The organism is Photobacterium leiognathi (assembly GCF_030685535.1).
In the GTDB taxonomy this organism is placed as follows: Bacteria; Pseudomonadota; Gammaproteobacteria; order Enterobacterales; family Vibrionaceae; genus Photobacterium; species Photobacterium leiognathi.
Genome location: NZ_CP131601.1, coordinates 753,518 through 770,605, shown reverse-complemented (window position 1 = coordinate 770,605; position 17,088 = coordinate 753,518). Strand labels below are relative to the sequence as shown.

Genomic DNA, 17,088 nt, shown 5'->3' with positions numbered 1-17,088 from the left:
CACGCGGACGCAAACGTTTTCGTCTTGCTTAAGAATTATCGTCTATCTTACAGAAATTGATCTAAATCAGGTAGCCCTAATTGATTTTTTTCTTCATGAATATGTCAGTTTATTTTCATTCCGCCATGAATTTTTTTCATGCCAAAAAACCTGAACAAATCGATTTTTAATTTATCAATAAGGCAAGCTTTTTTAAAACAAAGTCATTTACAAAAATGTAAACGATAACTTACAACAGGTAATTATAGATTTCAGCCCATTACTTTTATAAATTCCCGTTAACTTTTACTATTGCGCCATTATTTACAAGGAGTATCCGGATTGAGTAGTAGTAAACATCCTCTGCATGAAAATCTCATGGCGATTTTAACAGGGACATTCATTGTCGCGCAGGGCATCTTTTTCCTTCAGCAAAGTCAGCTTTTAACGGGAGGCACCACGGGCCTTGCGTTGTTACTTACCCATTTTGTCGATATCTCTTTTGGTAAGCTGTACTTTTTGATGAACTGTCCATTTTACCTAATGGCATGGTTTAGAATGGGACGAAGCTTTGCTATCACCAGCATTCTCTCTGGTGCGCTTGTCTCGCTGATGGTTGATAACATGCATTATGTGCTCACAATCAGCTGGCTAAATCCGATTTATTGCGCTGTCATTGGTGGCTTATTGATGGGACTAGGTATGCTGATCTTATTTCGTCATCACACCAGTTTGGGCGGGTTCAATGTACTGGTACTGTTTATTCAAGATAAATTTGGTATTTCAGCGGGTAAAATCCAAATGTCGATTGATATTAGTATCTTAGTGGCGTCTTTCTTCTTTGTCAGTCCAACTATTTTACTGTTATCTATTCTCGGTGCTGTAATGCTAAACCTTGTGCTTGCGATGAATTACAAACCAGGACGTTATAACCCTGTTATGCCTGATGTGAACTAACACTGCAGGCAATATACGAACAAATAAAAAGAGGCATTACATAAATGTAATGCCTCTTTTTAAAATCTTGTAAATGGTATTAGATTGCGTCTTCGTCTTCTTCACCCGTACGGATACGTACTACGCGCTCAATATCAAACATGAAGATCTTACCATCACCAATCTTACCCGTTTGCGCTGTTTCTACGATAGTATCAATACACTGCTCTGCCACTTCGTCGCACACAACAATTTCAATTTTTACTTTAGGTAGAAAATCAACCATGTATTCAGCACCACGGTATAGCTCGGTATGCCCTTTCTGACGTCCAAATCCTTTCACTTCAGAAACAGTCATGCCAGTAATACCCACTTCTGCTAGTGCTTCACGCACGTCATCAAGCTTAAATGGCTTAATAATGGCTTCAATCTTTTTCATCATCATCATCCTTTACATAGCTGAAGTCATAAAATTACTTTCAACCAACTGATTTAATTAAACTCATTATTACAGATCCCATCTCTAAATTTAAGTCTCTTTAAACTTCGTATATCAGGTTTCTATCCATTCTTCGTAATAATAGAAAAACAGAATAAATTAACACTAAGCTATTTATTGCTAAGATCATGTGTCCACGATAAGCAATAGAGATCAAATCAGGCAAATATGGAATCAGGCTTAATTTCATAAACATTGTGGTCGCTGGAATGTAAAAATACAGCGGGATAAAACCCCATTTCGCTTCTTTGAATAATCCAATACAAGCCAGTACACCAGAGATGAAAACAAGAAGAAGGATAATATCAGGGACGATAGCGATTAGTGAGTCGCTAAAGAGATGCTTAAATAAATCAGCCTGACGGAAAAGGCTCAATGCGACAAGCAGTGAAAGCACTTTCGATGCAACACGTAAACGCGTTGGTGTGGGAATATCCTGCCCCATAACTCATTCCTTTTGGGTAATAGTATTTCTATTACATTCTATTCCCGCAATTATAACCGTCTCTTTTCATTTCTTAATGTGATTCTTATCAATTACGAGATTAATCACCCAATATTTATTCATGTAGAATAAAAAACCGCCCATAACAGAGCGGTTTTATCATTATTCATTGGTGATTATTAACCAATGTTAACACGCGCATTTCGGAACATACGCATCCATGGGCTGTTTTCACTCCAGTCATCTGGATGCCATGAGTTCGCAACGGTTCTAAATACACGCTCAGGGTGTGGCATCATAATCGTTACACGACCATCGGTGGTGGTTACACCTGTAATACCATTTGGTGAACCATTCGGGTTCGCCGGGTATTGCTCTGTTAGTTTGCCGTAGTTATCGATGTAACGAAGTGCGACTGTATCTGCTTGCTCTAGCGCTGCTAAGTGCTCGGCATTACGTACTTCAACACGACCTTCACCGTGAGATACAGCAATTGGCATGTGAGATCCAACCATTTCATTAAAGAATAATGATGGGCTTTGTTGTACTTCCACTAAGCTAAAGCGCGCTTCAAAACGCTCAGATTCATTGCGTACGAAACGAGGCCATAAATCAGCACCAGGAATCAAGTCACGTAGGTTAGACATCATCTGACAACCGTTACACACACCTAACGCTAAGGTATCGTTACGATTAAAGAAAGCTTCAAACTGATCACGTGCCATGTTGTTAAACAGGATTGATTTCGCCCAACCTTCACCTGCACCTAATACATCACCGTATGAGAAACCACCACATGCAACTAAACCGTTGAAACCATCAAGTTTCACGTTACCCGCTAGAATGTCACTCATGTGAACATCTTTCGCATCAAAGCCTGCGCGATCAAATGCTGCCGCCATTTCAACGTGAGAGTTAACCCCTTGTTCACGTAAAATCGCCATTTGTGGCTTCGCACCAAGGTTAATAGCAGGAGCAATAAATGGAGCCGCTACATCTTCATTAATATCAAACGTCAGCTTCACATTTAGACCAGGATCTTGCGTATCTTTCTTCGCTTCAAACTCTTGTAATGCACCCGCTGGGTTATCACGCATCGCTTGCATTTGGTAAGTAGTTTCAGCCCATACAGCACGAAGATCGGTACGGTTTTGCTCTAGCACTAAATCGTTACCATTCCAGATACGCACTACATCTTCTTCAACCACAGTACCAATCACATGACTACATGCTTCAAGACCGTTCGCTGCCAGTACCGACTGAACCAAATCAAGATCATCAGTACGTACTTGAATAACGGCACCTAACTCTTCATTAAATAGGCTTGCTAGCACATCATCAATGGCATCTTCACCGCTTGTATTAATATCAACTTCAACACCCGTGTGGCCTGCAAATGCCATTTCAGCCAGTGTTACGTATAAACCACCATCCCCACGGTCGTGGTAAGCCAATAGTTTTTCATCACGTACTAACGATTGCATTGCATAGAAGAAGCCTTTTAGTAATTCAGGGCTATCCACATCTGCTGGCTTATCACCAAGTTGTTTGTAAACTTGCGCCAGTGCCGTTGCACCTAGGCGGTTTTTACCACAACCTAAATCGACTAATAACAGGCTAGTATCACCCTTGTCAGTACGCAGCTGAGGTGTCACAGTTTTACGAACATCTTCAACACGACCAAATGCAGTGATGATCAGCGACAATGGAGACGTCACTTCTTTTTCTTCACCGTCTTGTTGCCACTTGGTTTTCATTGACATTGAGTCTTTACCAACTGGAATTGTCAGACCTAGCGCAGGACATAGCTCTTCACCGACAGCTTTCACGGCTTCATATAAACCTGCATCTTCACCTGGATGACCTGCTGGTGACATCCAGTTAGCTGATAGGTTAATACGCTTCATATCACCAATATCACTACAAGCAATATTCGTTACCGCCTCACCTACCGCTAGACGAGCCGAAGCACCAAAATCAAGCAGTGCTACAGGTGTACGCTCACCCATTGCCATTGCTTCACCGTGGTAGCTGTCATAACTTGCTGCCGTTACCGCACAGTTAGCAACAGGTACCTGCCAAGGGCCGACCATCTGATCACGTGCAACTAAACCTGTTACCGTGCGATCACCAATAGTAATAAGGAAGGTTTTCTCAGCAACAGCAAGCAAACGTAGAATACGTTGAGTTGCTTCTGCTACATCAATACCGCTGCGATCAATAGCCTGACCTTCAACTTTCTGTGATTTCACATCACGGTGCATCTTCGGTGCTTTACCCAATAAGATATCCATAGGCATATCAATTGGTGTATTGTCGAAGTGACTATCTTCTAGGGTTAAGTGACGCTCTTCTGTTGCTTCACCTACAACCGCATACGGTGCACGCTCACGCTTACAAATTGCATCAAACGCCGCCATGTTCTCAGTGGCTACAGCAAGTACATAGCGCTCTTGTGATTCGTTACACCAAATCTCTAGTGGGCTCATACCTGGTTCATCATTCGGCACATCACGTAATTGGAATTTGCCGCCACGCTCACCATCATCAACAAGCTCAGGTAGTGCATTTGAAATACCACCCGCACCGACATCGTGAATAAAGGCGATTGGGTTAGCGTCCCCCATTTGCCAACAACGGTCGATCACTTCCTGACAGCGACGCTCCATTTCTGGGTTTTCACGCTGTACAGAGGCAAAATCTAAATCTTCTGCCGATTGACCCGATGCCATTGATGATGCAGCACCACCACCAAGACCGATATTCATTGCAGGGCCGCCTAGCACGATTATCTTCGCACCAACTGGAATTTCTTTTTTCTGTACGTGTTCAGCACGGATATTACCCATACCACCTGCGATCATGATCGGCTTATGGTAACCACGGATCTCTTCACCTGCGTGAGAAGTCACTTTTTCTTCGTAAGTACGGAAGTAGCCTAATAGGTTTGGACGACCAAATTCATTGTTAAATGCCGCGCCACCAAGTGGACCTTCAAGCATGATATCGAGTGCTGTCACAATACGATCAGGCTTACCAAAATCAGTTTCCCAAGGTTGCTCAAAACCCGGTACTTTTAGGTTAGATACAGTAAAACCAACCAGACCTGCTTTTGGTTTACCACCAATACCCGTTGCACCTTCATCACGGATTTCACCACCAGAGCCTGTTGATGCACCCGGCCATGGCGAAATGGCAGTTGGGTGGTTGTGAGTTTCCACCTTCATTAAGATATGGGTATCTTCATGGTGGTAGTTGTATTGGCGAGAGTCAGGATCTGGGAAGAAACGCCCTACTTTCGAGCCTTCCATTACTGCTGCATTGTCTTTGTATGCTGACAATACGTAGTCATGGTTTTTCTCGTAGGTGTTTTTGATCATCTTGAATAATGATTTTTCTTGGTCAACACCGTCAATCGTCCAATCTGCATTAAAGATTTTATGACGACAGTGCTCAGAGTTCGCTTGGGCAAACATCATTAATTCAATGTCATTTGGGTTACGACCAAGCTTAGTGAAGTTTTCCACTAAGTAGTCAATTTCATCTTCTGCTAATGCTAAACCAAGAGTGATATTGGCATCTTCAAGGGCTTTGCGGCCACCAGCAAGAATATCAACGCTTTTCACTGGTGCTGGCTCTGCTTGCTTAAATAGAGCAACGGCAGATTCAAATTGTTCCATGACCACTTCCATCATTCGGTCATGAATTAAGGCTTTAACTTGCTCTAATTGTGCAGCAGAAAGTGCACTACTTGATTGGATGTAATATGCCGTACCACGCTCAAGACGTTTAATGCTTTGTAAGCCACAGTTACGTGCAATATCAGTCGATTTTGAAGACCAAGGAGAAATAGTTCCCGGACGAGGTGTAACCAGTAACAACGTACCGCATGGCTCATGCTCTGCAATCGTTGGACCGTAAGTAAGAAGACTCGCTAGTTTGCTATGCTCATCAGCAGTAAGGGCAGCAGATACATCGGCAAAGTGCATAAACTCAGCATAAATACCTGACACAGGCAGATCGAATTCACGACAACGCTCTAGTAGCTTATTAACGCGAAACTCAGACAGAGCGGGTGAACCACGCAAAATTTCCATGTGCAAACGTCTCTCGATTAGCAGTTAAAGAAAAGTGATATTGGCCTAATCCCCAACAAACGTTGGCTGAATTACGTCAATGTCACCTCTTACTCATCCCTGTTTTTTAACTCATTAACCGAGTTAAAGCTTTAGCACCTGCGCAGTATAAGGGATTTTTTTTTGTGACGTAACACCTGACGCAACCGTTTGCGTGTTTTTTTTTCAATCATCCGTAAATTATCAGTAATTTTGACATTAACATGATTTTTTGAGTAAAAAGTAACCGATAAATCAATTGATGTTCGTTTTTTTGTATCAATCCATGAATTATCACACTCAACTTTCCGGTTCGGCTTTTCCGGTTTCTTCCTCTTTGATATAAATGGCAGCTCATTTTTAGAATAGGTCTGTGTTGTTGATATATATCCACTCTCTTACCAAGATGTACCGTTTAGTTATATCGCTAATGTTCACTCTGCTGTTAAGTGGTTGCCAGTGGCAAGATAAACCACAAGATGCTTTAGAGCGCATTCGCGAGAGCGGTGTATTACGTGTAGGGACATTAAACAATCAACTGTCCTATTATATTGGTGCAGATGGTCCAACCGGGCTTGATTACGAGCTAGCACAGCGTTTTGCCAAAGAATTAGGTGTAAAACTGGAAATGCAAACCATGTTTACCCTATCAGGTTTATTCCCTGCACTTAAAAACGGTGATGTCGATATTGTGGCTGCGGGCCTAACTGTAACGCCCCAACGTCTTGATGGCTTCCACCCAGCGCCTGCTTATTATTACGCTAGCCAAGTGGTGGTGTATAAGAAAGGCAAACGTCGTCCTCGTGATCTAGAAGAGCTCGCTAACACTCACCGTACTTTAGCGGTCGTCGCAAGCTCTAGCCATGAACGTCAATTAGAAGAGCTGAAAAAGAAATACCCCAATCTGACTTGGCAATCAATCAAAGAAACCGATATTGACGATCTACTCCGTAAAGTAGCTAATGGTGAACTTGATTACACTGTTGCGGATTCTGTCGATGTTGCACTATTGCAGCGTACTCACCCAGAAATTGCCATTGCACTTGAGCTTACAGAAGATGAGCCGATTAGCTGGTTTGTTAAAGACAGCAATAACGATAGCCTGTATGCGTTATTGATCGAATTTTTTGGTCATTTAAAGCAAACCGGTGAGTTAGCGCAGTTGGAAGAAAAATACTTTGGTCATGTTGAACAATTTGACTACGTTGATACCCGTGCCTTCTTGCGCGCATTAGATGACAAACTGCCTAAGTGGCAAGGGCTATTTAAGAAGTATGCCAATGAGTTTGACTGGCGTTTAATCGCAGCACTGGCGTATCAGGAATCTCACTGGAACCCACAAGCGGTATCTCCAACAGGGGTTCGTGGAATGATGATGCTCACTAACCCAACGGCGAAATCTGTTGGCGTGACTGATCGTTTAGATCCAGAGCAAAGTATTCGAGGTGGTACAGAGTATCTACGTAAGATGATCGCTCGAGTACCAGATAGCATCGATAGCCATGAGAAAGTATGGTTTGCCCTCGCCTCTTACAATATTGGCTTTGGACACATGATGGATGCCCGTCGCTTAACTAAAGCGCAAAATGGCAACCCTGATACATGGGCTGATGTTAAACAGCGCTTACCATTATTACAGCAGCGTAAGTATTACACGCAAACCCGTTACGGTTATGCTCGTGGTACGGAAGCGGTGAACTATGTCGAAGGTATTCGTCGTTACTATCAAAGCATCATTGGTTTTGAACAAACCCACAGTAATGCCCATGATAGTGATGATGTAGAGATTGTAGATGGCTTACAAACCATCACCGCACCTATTACTCAACAATCTAAACCATCAGCAGCGGCACAGACATCGAAGCAAGTCTCAAATGCCGAATCGACAACCTCCGGTGCTGTTGCTGCCACAACCTCAAAATAAAGACACAAAAAAGCTCAGATTAAATCTGAGCTTTTCTTTATCTAGATTAGAGCGGCTTACTCAATTGAGTCATTATTTTCAGCTTGCTGTTTAGCTAACTGCTTAGCCGCCTTTTTCTCTGCTCGACGACGTTTGAAGAACGCTTGCAGTTGTGCTCGACATTCATCAGCTAAGACGCCTGACACTAACCCAACATGGTGATTCACACCTTCATAGCTGAGTAAGTTCATAGTGCTTCCTGCCGCACCTGTTTTTAGATCGTCTGCACCATAGACCACTTTACCTACTCGGCTATGTACTATGGCACCTGCACACATAGGGCAAGGCTCTAAAGTGACATATACGGTAGTATCTAATAAGCGATAGTTTTCTAGCACTTTACCTGCTTGGCGTAATGCCATGATCTCAGCGTGGGCAGTTGCATCATGTTGTCCAATCGATCGGTTCCAGCCTTCACCGATAACCTGACCATTGTGCACAACTACCGCACCAACAGGTACTTCACCTTCACCTTCTGCTTTAGCAGCAAGTTCCATTGCACGACGCATAAAGAACTCGTCATTGTGCTCTACTTGAATCGTCATTATTTATACTTTCGATTACGTTTACTGTTCAGCTTACACATCATAATGGCTAATTTTAGGTAACTCTTCAGCTAAGAAGTCCACCAGCATACGTACCTTCGGTGATAAATGGCGGTTATGTGGATATAACGCCCAGATACCTTCTTCTGGCTCTTGGTAATTCGTCAAGATCGGCACAATTTCACCTGAATCTAAATCTTTATCTATATAGTAGTCAGGTAATTGAGCAATACCGATCCCTTTAAGAACAGCATCACGTAAGCCATAACCACTATTACAATTTAAATTACCCGTAACACGTACACTCTTTTCTTTACCTGATTCTTGGAAACGCCAATGGTCAAGGTTACCAATCAAACAGTTATGATGACGTAATTCAGATAGCGAATGCGGTACACCAAATTTGGCTAAGTACGCAGGCGAAGCACACACATACATAGTACGTGTGGTTAAGCGCTTAGCCATCATAGATGAACTGGTTAAACGACCAAGGCGGATCGCCAAGTCAAAGCTGCCTTCAACGAGATCGACCTGGCGGTTGGTTAAATCAATATTCACTTCAAGCTCTGGGTATTGCAGCATGAAGTCGTTCACCAACGGCATGATGTATTTTTCGCCGTACGTCACAGGTGCCGTTAACTTTATTAAGCCTTGAGGCGTACCACGTAAGTTACTCAGGGCACGCTCTGCTTCTTCTAAACCATCTAATACCTGACGACAATGTTGGTAATACACACTGCCTTCTTCCGTCAACGATACCTTTCTAGTCGTACGGTAGAACAGTTTTGTATTCAATCGATTTTCTAACGCACTGACTTGTCGACTCACTTGCGCCGTTGAAATACCTAATCGTTTCGATGCTGCTGTAAAGCTTTCTGTCTCAGCTACCGCAACAAACTCAGTCACGCCTTCCCATTGGAACATCTTACTTACCTACACTTTGATACCAACAAACATTATTACCGTTAGGTAAAAGTTATTTGCAACTTAACCCAATTATCATTTATCCAGAAATAAATACAATAGTCTCCATCGAATCGAGAGAGAGAAATTTTCGATTCCACCGAATTAATCACTACGCAGATATAAGACGACGTAGCAAAAATTAGAAGAGAAAAATAATGACTGACAAATTTATTAAATCAAAAGCAGCTGTTGCATGGGGTCCAAACCAACCACTATCAATCGAAGAAGTTGATGTAATGCTTCCTCGTAAAGGTGAAGTGTTAGTTCGCATCATTGCTACTGGCGTTTGTCACACTGACGCATTCACTCTATCAGGCGACGATCCAGAAGGTATCTTCCCAGCAATCCTAGGCCACGAAGGTGGCGGTATTGTTGAAATGGTTGGTGAAGGTGTAACTGGTCTAGAAGTTGGTGACCACGTTATCCCACTTTACACAGCAGAATGTGGTGAGTGTAAATACTGTAAGTCTGGTAAAACAAACCTATGTCAAGCGGTACGTGAGACACAAGGTAAAGGCCTAATGCCTGACGGCACAACGCGTTTCTACAAAGATGGTCAGCCTATCTTCCACTACATGGGTTGTTCAACATTCTCTGAGTACACTGTTTTACCTGAAATTTCACTAGCGAAAATCAGCAAAGAAGCACCTCTAGAAGAAGTATGTCTACTAGGTTGTGGTGTAACAACAGGTATGGGCGCGGTACTTAACACTGCTAAAGTTGAAGAAGGTAGCACTGTTGCTGTATTTGGTCTAGGTGGTATCGGTCTAGCAGCTATCATTGGTGCAACAATGGCTAAAGCAAGCCGCATCATTGCTGTTGATATCAACGAAGAGAAATTCGAATTAGCACGTAAGCTTGGTGCGACTGATTGCATCAACCCAATGAAATTCGACAAACCAATCCAAGAAGTGATCGTTGAGATGACTGACGGTGGTGTTGACTACTCATTCGAATGTATCGGTAACGTAAACGTAATGCGTTCTGCACTTGAATGTTGTCACAAAGGCTGGGGTGAGTCTGTAATCATCGGTGTTGCAGGTGCAGGTCAAGAGATCTCTACTCGTCCATTCCAACTAGTAACTGGTCGCGTATGGCGTGGTTCTGCATTCGGTGGTGTTAAAGGCCGTTCAGAGCTTCCAGGTATCGTAGATCGTTACATGGCGGGTGAGTTCCAGTTAGATGACTTCATCTCATTCAACATGGGTCTAGACAAGATCAACGAAGCATTCGATTTGCTTCACGAAGGTAAGAGTATCCGTACTATTATCCACTTCGACAAATAATATAATTACATAATAATAAATAAATGTGCGCAGAGGTCATCTCCTGTACCCTATCTCTGCGCCTAATCTGACTAAGAGAACATATCCATGCCTTTAGAAAACATTAGCTGTAACAAAACTGCTGGCGGTTGGCATAAACAATATACGCACCGTTCAGAAGTACTTAACTGTGATATGCGTTTTGCGATTTTCCTACCACCGCAAACAGCTGCTGGTCAAAAAGTGCCTGTAGTTTATTGGTTATCAGGTTTAACTTGTACCGATGAAAACTTCATGCAAAAGGCTGGAGCACAACGTATCGCAGCAGAATTAGGTGTAGCGATTGTAGCACCAGACACTAGCCCTCGCGGTGAAGGTGTTGAAGATGATCCAGCAGGTAGCTACGACTTTGGTCTTGGTGCGGGCTTCTACGTAAACGCAACAGAAGCGCCTTGGAATCGTCATTACAACATGTACGATTACATTGTTAATGAACTACCAGCACTTGTTGAAGCACACTTCCCTGTATCAGAGCAACGTGCGATCAGCGGTCACTCAATGGGTGGTCACGGCGCATTAATGATTGCAATGCGTAACCCAGAGCGTTTCACCTCTGCATCTGCATTTAGCCCAATTGCTAACCCAATGAACTGTCCTTGGGGTCAAAAAGCATTTACAGGTTACCTAGGTAGCAACACTGAAAACTGGAAACAGTACGATTCAAGTGAGCTAATGCGTAAAGCTGAGCAAAAACTACCTATGCTAGTTGATCAAGGTACTCACGATAACTTCTACACTGAAGGTCAATTACGTACAGAGAGCCTAGCTGCAGCGGCTAAAGCGAATAACTACCCAGTAGAAATTCGCATGCAAGATGGTTACGACCACAGCTACTACTTCATGGCGACATTTATTGAAGATCACCTACGCTTCCACGTAGAGCACTTCAACAAGTAATTAGAATCAGTGTTTAAAGAAATAGTTTCGTAATATCTTCAAACACTAAATAGAAAAAAGCCTCACTATATTTAGCGAGGCTTTTCTTTTATCTGCTGAAATTTAAATTATCAGTAACTTAAATTATAGGCTGTAAGTGTATGGTGCTTGAACACCTAGTGGAATGCCTAACGCCCAGTAAGCAAGTAGGAAGATGGTCCAACCCACTAGCATTGCAATTGAGTATGGCATCATCATTGACGCTAGCGTACCGATACCAGAGCTCTTCACATAACGTTGCATGTAAACAACAACCAGTGGGAAGAACACCATCATAGGTGAAATGATGTTAGATACAGAGTCACCTACACGGTATGCCGCTTGCGTTAGCTCAGGAGAAATACCTACCGCCATTAGCATTGGTACCATAATAGGACCAATCAATGCCCATTTCGCAGAAGCCGAACCGACCAGTAAGTTCACACTTGCTGTTAGTAAGATCATACCTACGATAGTTACCTGACCCGGTAAATTCATCTCTTGTAGTAACTGTGCACCAGACAATGCTAGTAATGTACCTAGGTTAGATTGCGTAAACGCCACTAAGAACTGAGCAATGAAGAATACCATTACCATGAAGCCTGCCATACCCGCCATAGTGGTAGACATCGCTTTAATAACATCACTGCTTTGCTTAAAGGTACCAGCCACTTTTCCGTAGATGATCCCAGGGATCACAAACAGAATAAAGATTAGCGGAACGATAGACTGCATTACTGGCGCATTGAACGCCGCAATTTCGCCTGTTGGTGAACGCAGAGGTGATGATTCAGGCCATACCGCCGCAACAAGTAAAGCAATACCTGCCACCATTGCCCAACCTGCGTAAGAAAATGCCTTACTTTCAAGCTCTGTGAAAGAGCCCATATCTGGTGCTTCTTCCGCATCCTCATCGATAGCCGTTTTACTTAAACGAGGCTCAATCACTTTATCTGTAATGTACCAACCGATACCCACGATAACGAATGATGATAAACCAGTGAACATTAGGTTCGCTAATGGGTTCACAATGTAATCAGGATCCATGATACGCGCAGCTTCTTGAGTAAAGCCTGCTAGTAATGGGTCGATACCTGATGGAATAAAGTTTGCTGAGAAACCACCTGATACACCAGCAAATGCTGCCGCAATCCCTGCTAATGGGTGACGACCCGCAGCGTGGAAAATAATACCGCCTAGTGGAATAACCAGAACATAACCAGCATCCGCCGCTGTGTGAGACACAATAGCAACAAGAATAAGCATTGGTGTAAGTAGCTTAACGGGTGTGACGTTAAGCATTTTCTTAAGGCCTGTATTAATAAAGCCTGATGCTTCAGCCACACCAACACCTAGCATTGCTACAAGTACAATACCTAGCGGTGCAAAGCCTGTGAAATTCTTCACCATGTTAGCAAGGAAGCTTGCTAATGCATCACCCGTTAATAGGTTATTTACTTGTACAACTTGTTGGGTCACTGGGTGAACTAAACCAAAATCAAATTGAGATAAAATTGCAGATAAAACCCAAACTGCAACTAAACCCCAAAAGAATAGCAAAGCAGGATCAGGGATCTTATTACCTACTCGCTCGATACCATTTAAAAATTTATCCATAGCGCTGGATGACTTAGGCGCTTGACTCAATGTTTTTTCGTTCATGGCAACTCCGTGCCCCTATATTGATTGTGTCTGCATAGTGGATCTACTTTTAAGTAAATCTCATTGTTTTCCTTCCAGCATTATATTGCTGAATTTAGGCTGAACGATTGTAGCGAAATAAAAGTTAAAAAAAGCGACATCATCTAACGAATAACTAAAGGTTATAACAATACTTTGTAAACAAGTATTAACTGTAAACACAAATGCAACACAATGATTTATATATCAAAACATTTTATCATCTAAACAGAAACACGGTGTTGATTGATAACTATACCTAATGATGATTTCCTGATTAGTTAGATAACAAATTAAGCATAAATAGTGGGAGTTTAAGGAGGAAGTGATTGAATATCGATATCAAATACAGCAATAAAAAAACCCTAATAAATGACTTATTAGGGTTTCAAGAATGTTAACTAGCGTTTAGTTACAGGAGAATATTATTCCCACTCAATCGTTGCAGGTGGCTTACCTGAAATATCGTAAACTACGCGAGAAATACCATCGACTTCGTTGATAATACGGTTCGATACTTTACCTAGGAAATCGTAAGGCAGGTGTGCCCAGTGTGCTGTCATAAAGTCGATTGTTTCTACTGCACGTAGCGATACAACCCAATCATATTTACGACCGTCACCCATTACGCCAACAGAACGAACTGGTAGGAATACAGTAAATGCTTGCGATACTTTGTTGTAAAGATCCGCTTTATGAAGCTCTTCAATGAAGATGGCATCTGCACGACGTAGTAAGTCACAGTACTCTTTCTTCACTTCACCTAGTACACGCACACCTAGACCAGGACCTGGGAATGGGTGGCGGTAAAGCATGTTGTAAGGTAAGCCAAGCTCTAGACCAATCTTACGTACTTCATCTTTAAATAGCTCTTTTAATGGCTCAACAAGACCCATTTCCATATCATCAGGTAGACCACCTACGTTATGGTGAGATTTAATAACGTGCGCTTTACCTGTTTTCGATGCAGCAGACTCAATAACATCTGGGTAGATTGTGCCTTGAGCTAGCCATTTCGCATTTGATAGCTTTTTAGATTCTTCATCAAATACATCAACGAATACGTGACCAATTTTCTTACGCTTCGCTTCAGGATCATCAATACCTGCAAGTGCAGATAAGAAACGCTCTTCTGCTTGTACATGAACAATGTTTAAGCCGAACTTGTCGCCAAACATGTCCATTACTTGCTGACCTTCATTCAAACGAAGTAGACCGTTATCAACAAATACACACGTTAGTTTGTCGCCAATTGCACGGTGAATAAGCATCGCAACTACAGATGAATCCACACCACCTGAAAGACCAAGGATAACTTCATCGTCACCCACTTGCTCTTTGATACGTGCAACAGCATCTTCAATAATGTTTGCTGACGTCCATAACTTTTCACAACCACAAATGTTCATTACGAAGTTTTCAATTAACTTCATACCTTGACGTGTGTGCGTTACTTCTGGGTGGAACTGAACACCGTAGAAACGCTTCTCTTCATTTGCCATTGCAGCAAATGGACAGGTTTCAGTTTCTGCTACTTTTACGAAATCAGATGGGATTTCTACCACTTTATCACCGTGGCTCATCCATACATCCATTAATGCAGTACCGTCTTCTGCTACTGCGTCTTGAATGCCTTCTAAGAAATGCGTTGGCTCAACAATCTTAACTTGAGCGTAACCAAATTCACGCTCAGATGAACCTGCAACTTTACCGCCTAATTGCTCAGCCATGGTTTGCATGCCGTAGCACACACCAAATACAGGTACGCCTGCTTCAAATACATATTGTGGTGCACGTGGAGAACCGGCTTCCGTTACACTTTCAGGACCACCAGAAAGAATAATACCGTTTGGCGCAAATTCACGGATATCGGCTTCATCAACATCCCAGCTCCAAAGTTCACAGTAAACACCTATCTCACGGATACGACGTGCGATTAACTGTGTGTATTGAGAGCCAAAGTCCAAAATAAGGATGCGTTGATCATGAATATTAGTGGTCGTGGTCATTAGTGAGTGTTCTCAAATAATTTTTATCGATTGGGAGCAGATATTCTGCTCCCGATGCTATGTATTACTTTCGTTAATTCTGGATAGCAGTATTAACGATTAACCCATACGGTAGTTTGGTGCTTCTTTAGTGATTGTCACATCATGTACGTGTGACTCTTTCATACCAGCACCTGTGATGCGTACAAATTCAGCTTTAGTACGAAGATCTTCAATAGTTGCAGAGCCTGTTAAGCCCATGCTTGAACGTAAACCACCCATTTGTTGGTGTACGATCTCTTTCATGTGACCTTTGTATGCCACACGACCTTCAATACCTTCTGGTACTAATTTGTCTGCTGCATTATCTGTTTGGAAGTAACGGTCAGAAGAACCTTTAGACATCGCACCTAGTGAGCCCATGCCACGGTAAGATTTGTATGCACGGCCTTGGTATAACTCAACTTCACCCGGTGCTTCTTCAGTACCCGCGAACATTGAGCCAACCATTACACATGATGCACCAGCAGCAATCGCTTTACACATATCACCAGAGAAACGGATACCGCCATCAGCGATAACAGGAATACCGTATTGATCAGCAACAGATGCTGCTTCTGAAATAGCTGTAATTTGTGGAACACCAACACCTGTCACGATACGTGTGGTACAAATTGAACCTGGGCCAATACCCACTTTCACTGCACTTACGCCAGCCTCAATCAGTGCACGTGCACCTTCAGCTGTTGCTACGTTACCGCCAACAATTGGAAGATTAGGGAATGCTGCACGCGTTTCACGAATACGTTGCAGAACGCCTTCAGAGTGACCGTGTGAAGAATCGATAAGCAGTACGTCAACACCCGCTTCAACCAGTGCTGCTACACGCTCTTCGTTACCCGCACCAGCACCAACTGCAGCACCAACACGTAGACGACCACGCTCATCTTTACATGCGTTTGGTTTACGTTCCGCTTTTTGGAAATCTTTTGCTGTGATCATGCCTTTTAGACGGAACTCATCATCAACAAGTAGCACTTTTTCAACGCGGTGTTGTTGCATGATAGCTTCAACTTCTTCACGTGATGCGCCTTCTTTTGCAGAAGCAAGTTTTGTTTTAGATGTCATTACATCTTCAACTTTCATTGAAAGGTCTGTAACAAAGCGAACATCACGACCAGTGATAATACCAACCAGTTCATTGTTATCAGTCACTACAGGGTAACCTGCGAAACCATTTTCTGCTGTTAGGCGTTTAACATCAGCAATCGTTGCTGTTGGCTTAACGGTTACAGGCTCTGAAACCACACCCGCTTCGAACTTCTTCACCATGCGAACTTGATTCGCTTGCTGTTCAATAGACATGTTCTTGTGAATGAAACCAATACCACCCTCTTGAGCAAGTGCAATTGCTAGGCGACCTTCAGTCACAGTATCCATTGACGCTGACACCATTGGGATATTTAGAGCAATATCTTTGGTCAGTTGAGTGCGCAGATCGGCAGTGTTAGGTAGAACGGTTGAATGGGCTGGAACCAGCAAAACATCATCGAAGGTTAAAGCTTCTTGTTTAATTCGTAACATTGCAATATCTCACACCGAATAGGTTTTAAAAGAAGGATAAAATATTGCGGTCGAATTATACGTACGAAGCAAACGTTTGGCTAGATTTTTTTTAATTTTTTTTCTTGACACTTTTTGATTGATAAGTAATATATTTCGGTTAACTATC

12 protein-coding genes are annotated in these 17,088 nt (G+C 42.6%); 4 read left to right on the top strand and 8 right to left on the bottom strand.

Annotated elements, in window-relative coordinates; genetic code table 11:
- Positions 1-321: 321 nt before the first annotated feature.
- Positions 322-936, top strand: a complete 615-nt coding sequence (locus Q7674_RS10740) for a YitT family protein (protein WP_080892221.1) — start codon at positions 322-324, stop codon at positions 934-936.
- Positions 937-1,015: 79 nt separating this feature from the next.
- Here the strand turns inward: Q7674_RS10740 and glnB are convergent, their stop codons facing one another.
- The 3 genes from glnB to purL all read right to left on the bottom strand — a co-directional run bounded on the left by glnB (position 1,016) and on the right by purL (position 5,956).
- A complete protein-coding gene (gene glnB, locus Q7674_RS10735; protein ID WP_008986345.1) occupies positions 1,016-1,354 on the bottom strand; it encodes a nitrogen regulatory protein P-II in 339 nt (112 codons plus the stop codon).
- A 100-nt stretch (positions 1,355-1,454) separates the two neighbouring features.
- Positions 1,455-1,859, bottom strand: coding sequence for a hypothetical protein (locus Q7674_RS10730; protein WP_008986344.1), 405 nt, complete (start codon positions 1,857-1,859; stop codon positions 1,455-1,457).
- Between the two features lie 179 nt (positions 1,860-2,038).
- Complete coding sequence (purL, locus tag Q7674_RS10725) at positions 2,039-5,956, bottom strand: phosphoribosylformylglycinamidine synthase (protein WP_305423715.1); 3,918 nt, start codon at positions 5,954-5,956, stop codon at positions 2,039-2,041.
- A 448-nt stretch (positions 5,957-6,404) separates the two neighbouring features.
- On the opposite strand from purL, the gene mltF reads away from it, so the two are divergent.
- Positions 6,405-7,898 (top strand): membrane-bound lytic murein transglycosylase MltF, encoded by a 1,494-nt coding sequence (gene mltF, locus Q7674_RS10720; RefSeq protein ID WP_045064455.1) that lies wholly within the window; start codon positions 6,405-6,407, stop codon positions 7,896-7,898.
- 56 nt (positions 7,899-7,954) lie between these two features.
- Here mltF and tadA read toward each other — a convergent pair whose 3' ends face one another.
- On the bottom strand, positions 7,955-8,482 hold the full coding sequence (tadA, locus tag Q7674_RS10715; RefSeq protein WP_045064457.1) for a tRNA adenosine(34) deaminase TadA: 528 nt from the start codon (positions 8,480-8,482) through the stop codon (positions 7,955-7,957).
- Between the two features lie 33 nt (positions 8,483-8,515).
- A complete protein-coding gene (locus tag Q7674_RS10710; protein WP_008986340.1) occupies positions 8,516-9,406 on the bottom strand; it encodes a LysR substrate-binding domain-containing protein in 891 nt (296 codons plus the stop codon).
- A 197-nt stretch (positions 9,407-9,603) separates the two neighbouring features.
- On the opposite strand from Q7674_RS10710, the gene Q7674_RS10705 reads away from it, so the two are divergent.
- Positions 9,604-10,734: an S-(hydroxymethyl)glutathione dehydrogenase/class III alcohol dehydrogenase gene (locus tag Q7674_RS10705; RefSeq protein ID WP_008986339.1), complete on the top strand. Its 1,131-nt coding sequence runs from the start codon at positions 9,604-9,606 to the stop codon at positions 10,732-10,734.
- 87 nt (positions 10,735-10,821) lie between these two features.
- Complete coding sequence (gene fghA / locus Q7674_RS10700; protein ID WP_045065638.1) at positions 10,822-11,670, top strand: S-formylglutathione hydrolase; 849 nt, start codon at positions 10,822-10,824, stop codon at positions 11,668-11,670.
- 123 nt (positions 11,671-11,793) lie between these two features.
- On the opposite strand, the gene Q7674_RS10695 is transcribed toward fghA, so the two are convergent.
- From Q7674_RS10695 to guaB, 3 genes are all read right to left on the bottom strand, one after another.
- A complete protein-coding gene (locus Q7674_RS10695) occupies positions 11,794-13,350 on the bottom strand; it encodes an AbgT family transporter (protein ID WP_045065636.1) in 1,557 nt (518 codons plus the stop codon).
- Positions 13,351-13,793: 443 nt separating this feature from the next.
- The gene (gene guaA, locus Q7674_RS10690; RefSeq protein ID WP_008986336.1) at positions 13,794-15,377 is read right to left on the bottom strand and encodes a glutamine-hydrolyzing GMP synthase; all 1,584 of its coding nucleotides are present in this window, start codon (positions 15,375-15,377) and stop codon (positions 13,794-13,796) included.
- A gap of 99 nt (positions 15,378-15,476) precedes the next feature.
- On the bottom strand, positions 15,477-16,940 hold the full coding sequence (gene guaB, locus Q7674_RS10685; protein WP_045065634.1) for an IMP dehydrogenase: 1,464 nt from the start codon (positions 16,938-16,940) through the stop codon (positions 15,477-15,479).
- Positions 16,941-17,088 lie beyond the last annotated feature (148 nt).

Bases quoted from the DNA above. Each gene is read 5' to 3' on its own strand.
- glnB (WP_008986345.1), bottom strand. From the start codon at position 1,354: ATGAAAAAGATTGAAGCCATTATTAAGCCATTTAAGCTTGATGACGTG.
- Q7674_RS10730 (WP_008986344.1), bottom strand. From the start codon at position 1,859: ATGGGGCAGGATATTCCCACACCAACGCGTTTACGTGTTGCATCGAAA.
- purL (WP_305423715.1), bottom strand. From the start codon at position 5,956: ATGGAAATTTTGCGTGGTTCACCCGCTCTGTCTGAGTTTCGCGTTAAT.
- mltF (WP_045064455.1), top strand. From the start codon at position 6,405: ATGTTCACTCTGCTGTTAAGTGGTTGCCAGTGGCAAGATAAACCACAA.
- tadA (WP_045064457.1), bottom strand. From the start codon at position 8,482: ATGACGATTCAAGTAGAGCACAATGACGAGTTCTTTATGCGTCGTGCA.
- Q7674_RS10710 (WP_008986340.1), bottom strand. From the start codon at position 9,406: ATGTTCCAATGGGAAGGCGTGACTGAGTTTGTTGCGGTAGCTGAGACA.
- Q7674_RS10705 (WP_008986339.1), top strand. From the start codon at position 9,604: ATGACTGACAAATTTATTAAATCAAAAGCAGCTGTTGCATGGGGTCCA.
- fghA (WP_045065638.1), top strand. From the start codon at position 10,822: ATGCCTTTAGAAAACATTAGCTGTAACAAAACTGCTGGCGGTTGGCAT.
- Q7674_RS10695 (WP_045065636.1), bottom strand. From the start codon at position 13,350: ATGAACGAAAAAACATTGAGTCAAGCGCCTAAGTCATCCAGCGCTATG.
- guaA (WP_008986336.1), bottom strand. From the start codon at position 15,377: ATGACCACGACCACTAATATTCATGATCAACGCATCCTTATTTTGGAC.
- guaB (WP_045065634.1), bottom strand. From the start codon at position 16,940: ATGTTACGAATTAAACAAGAAGCTTTAACCTTCGATGATGTTTTGCTG.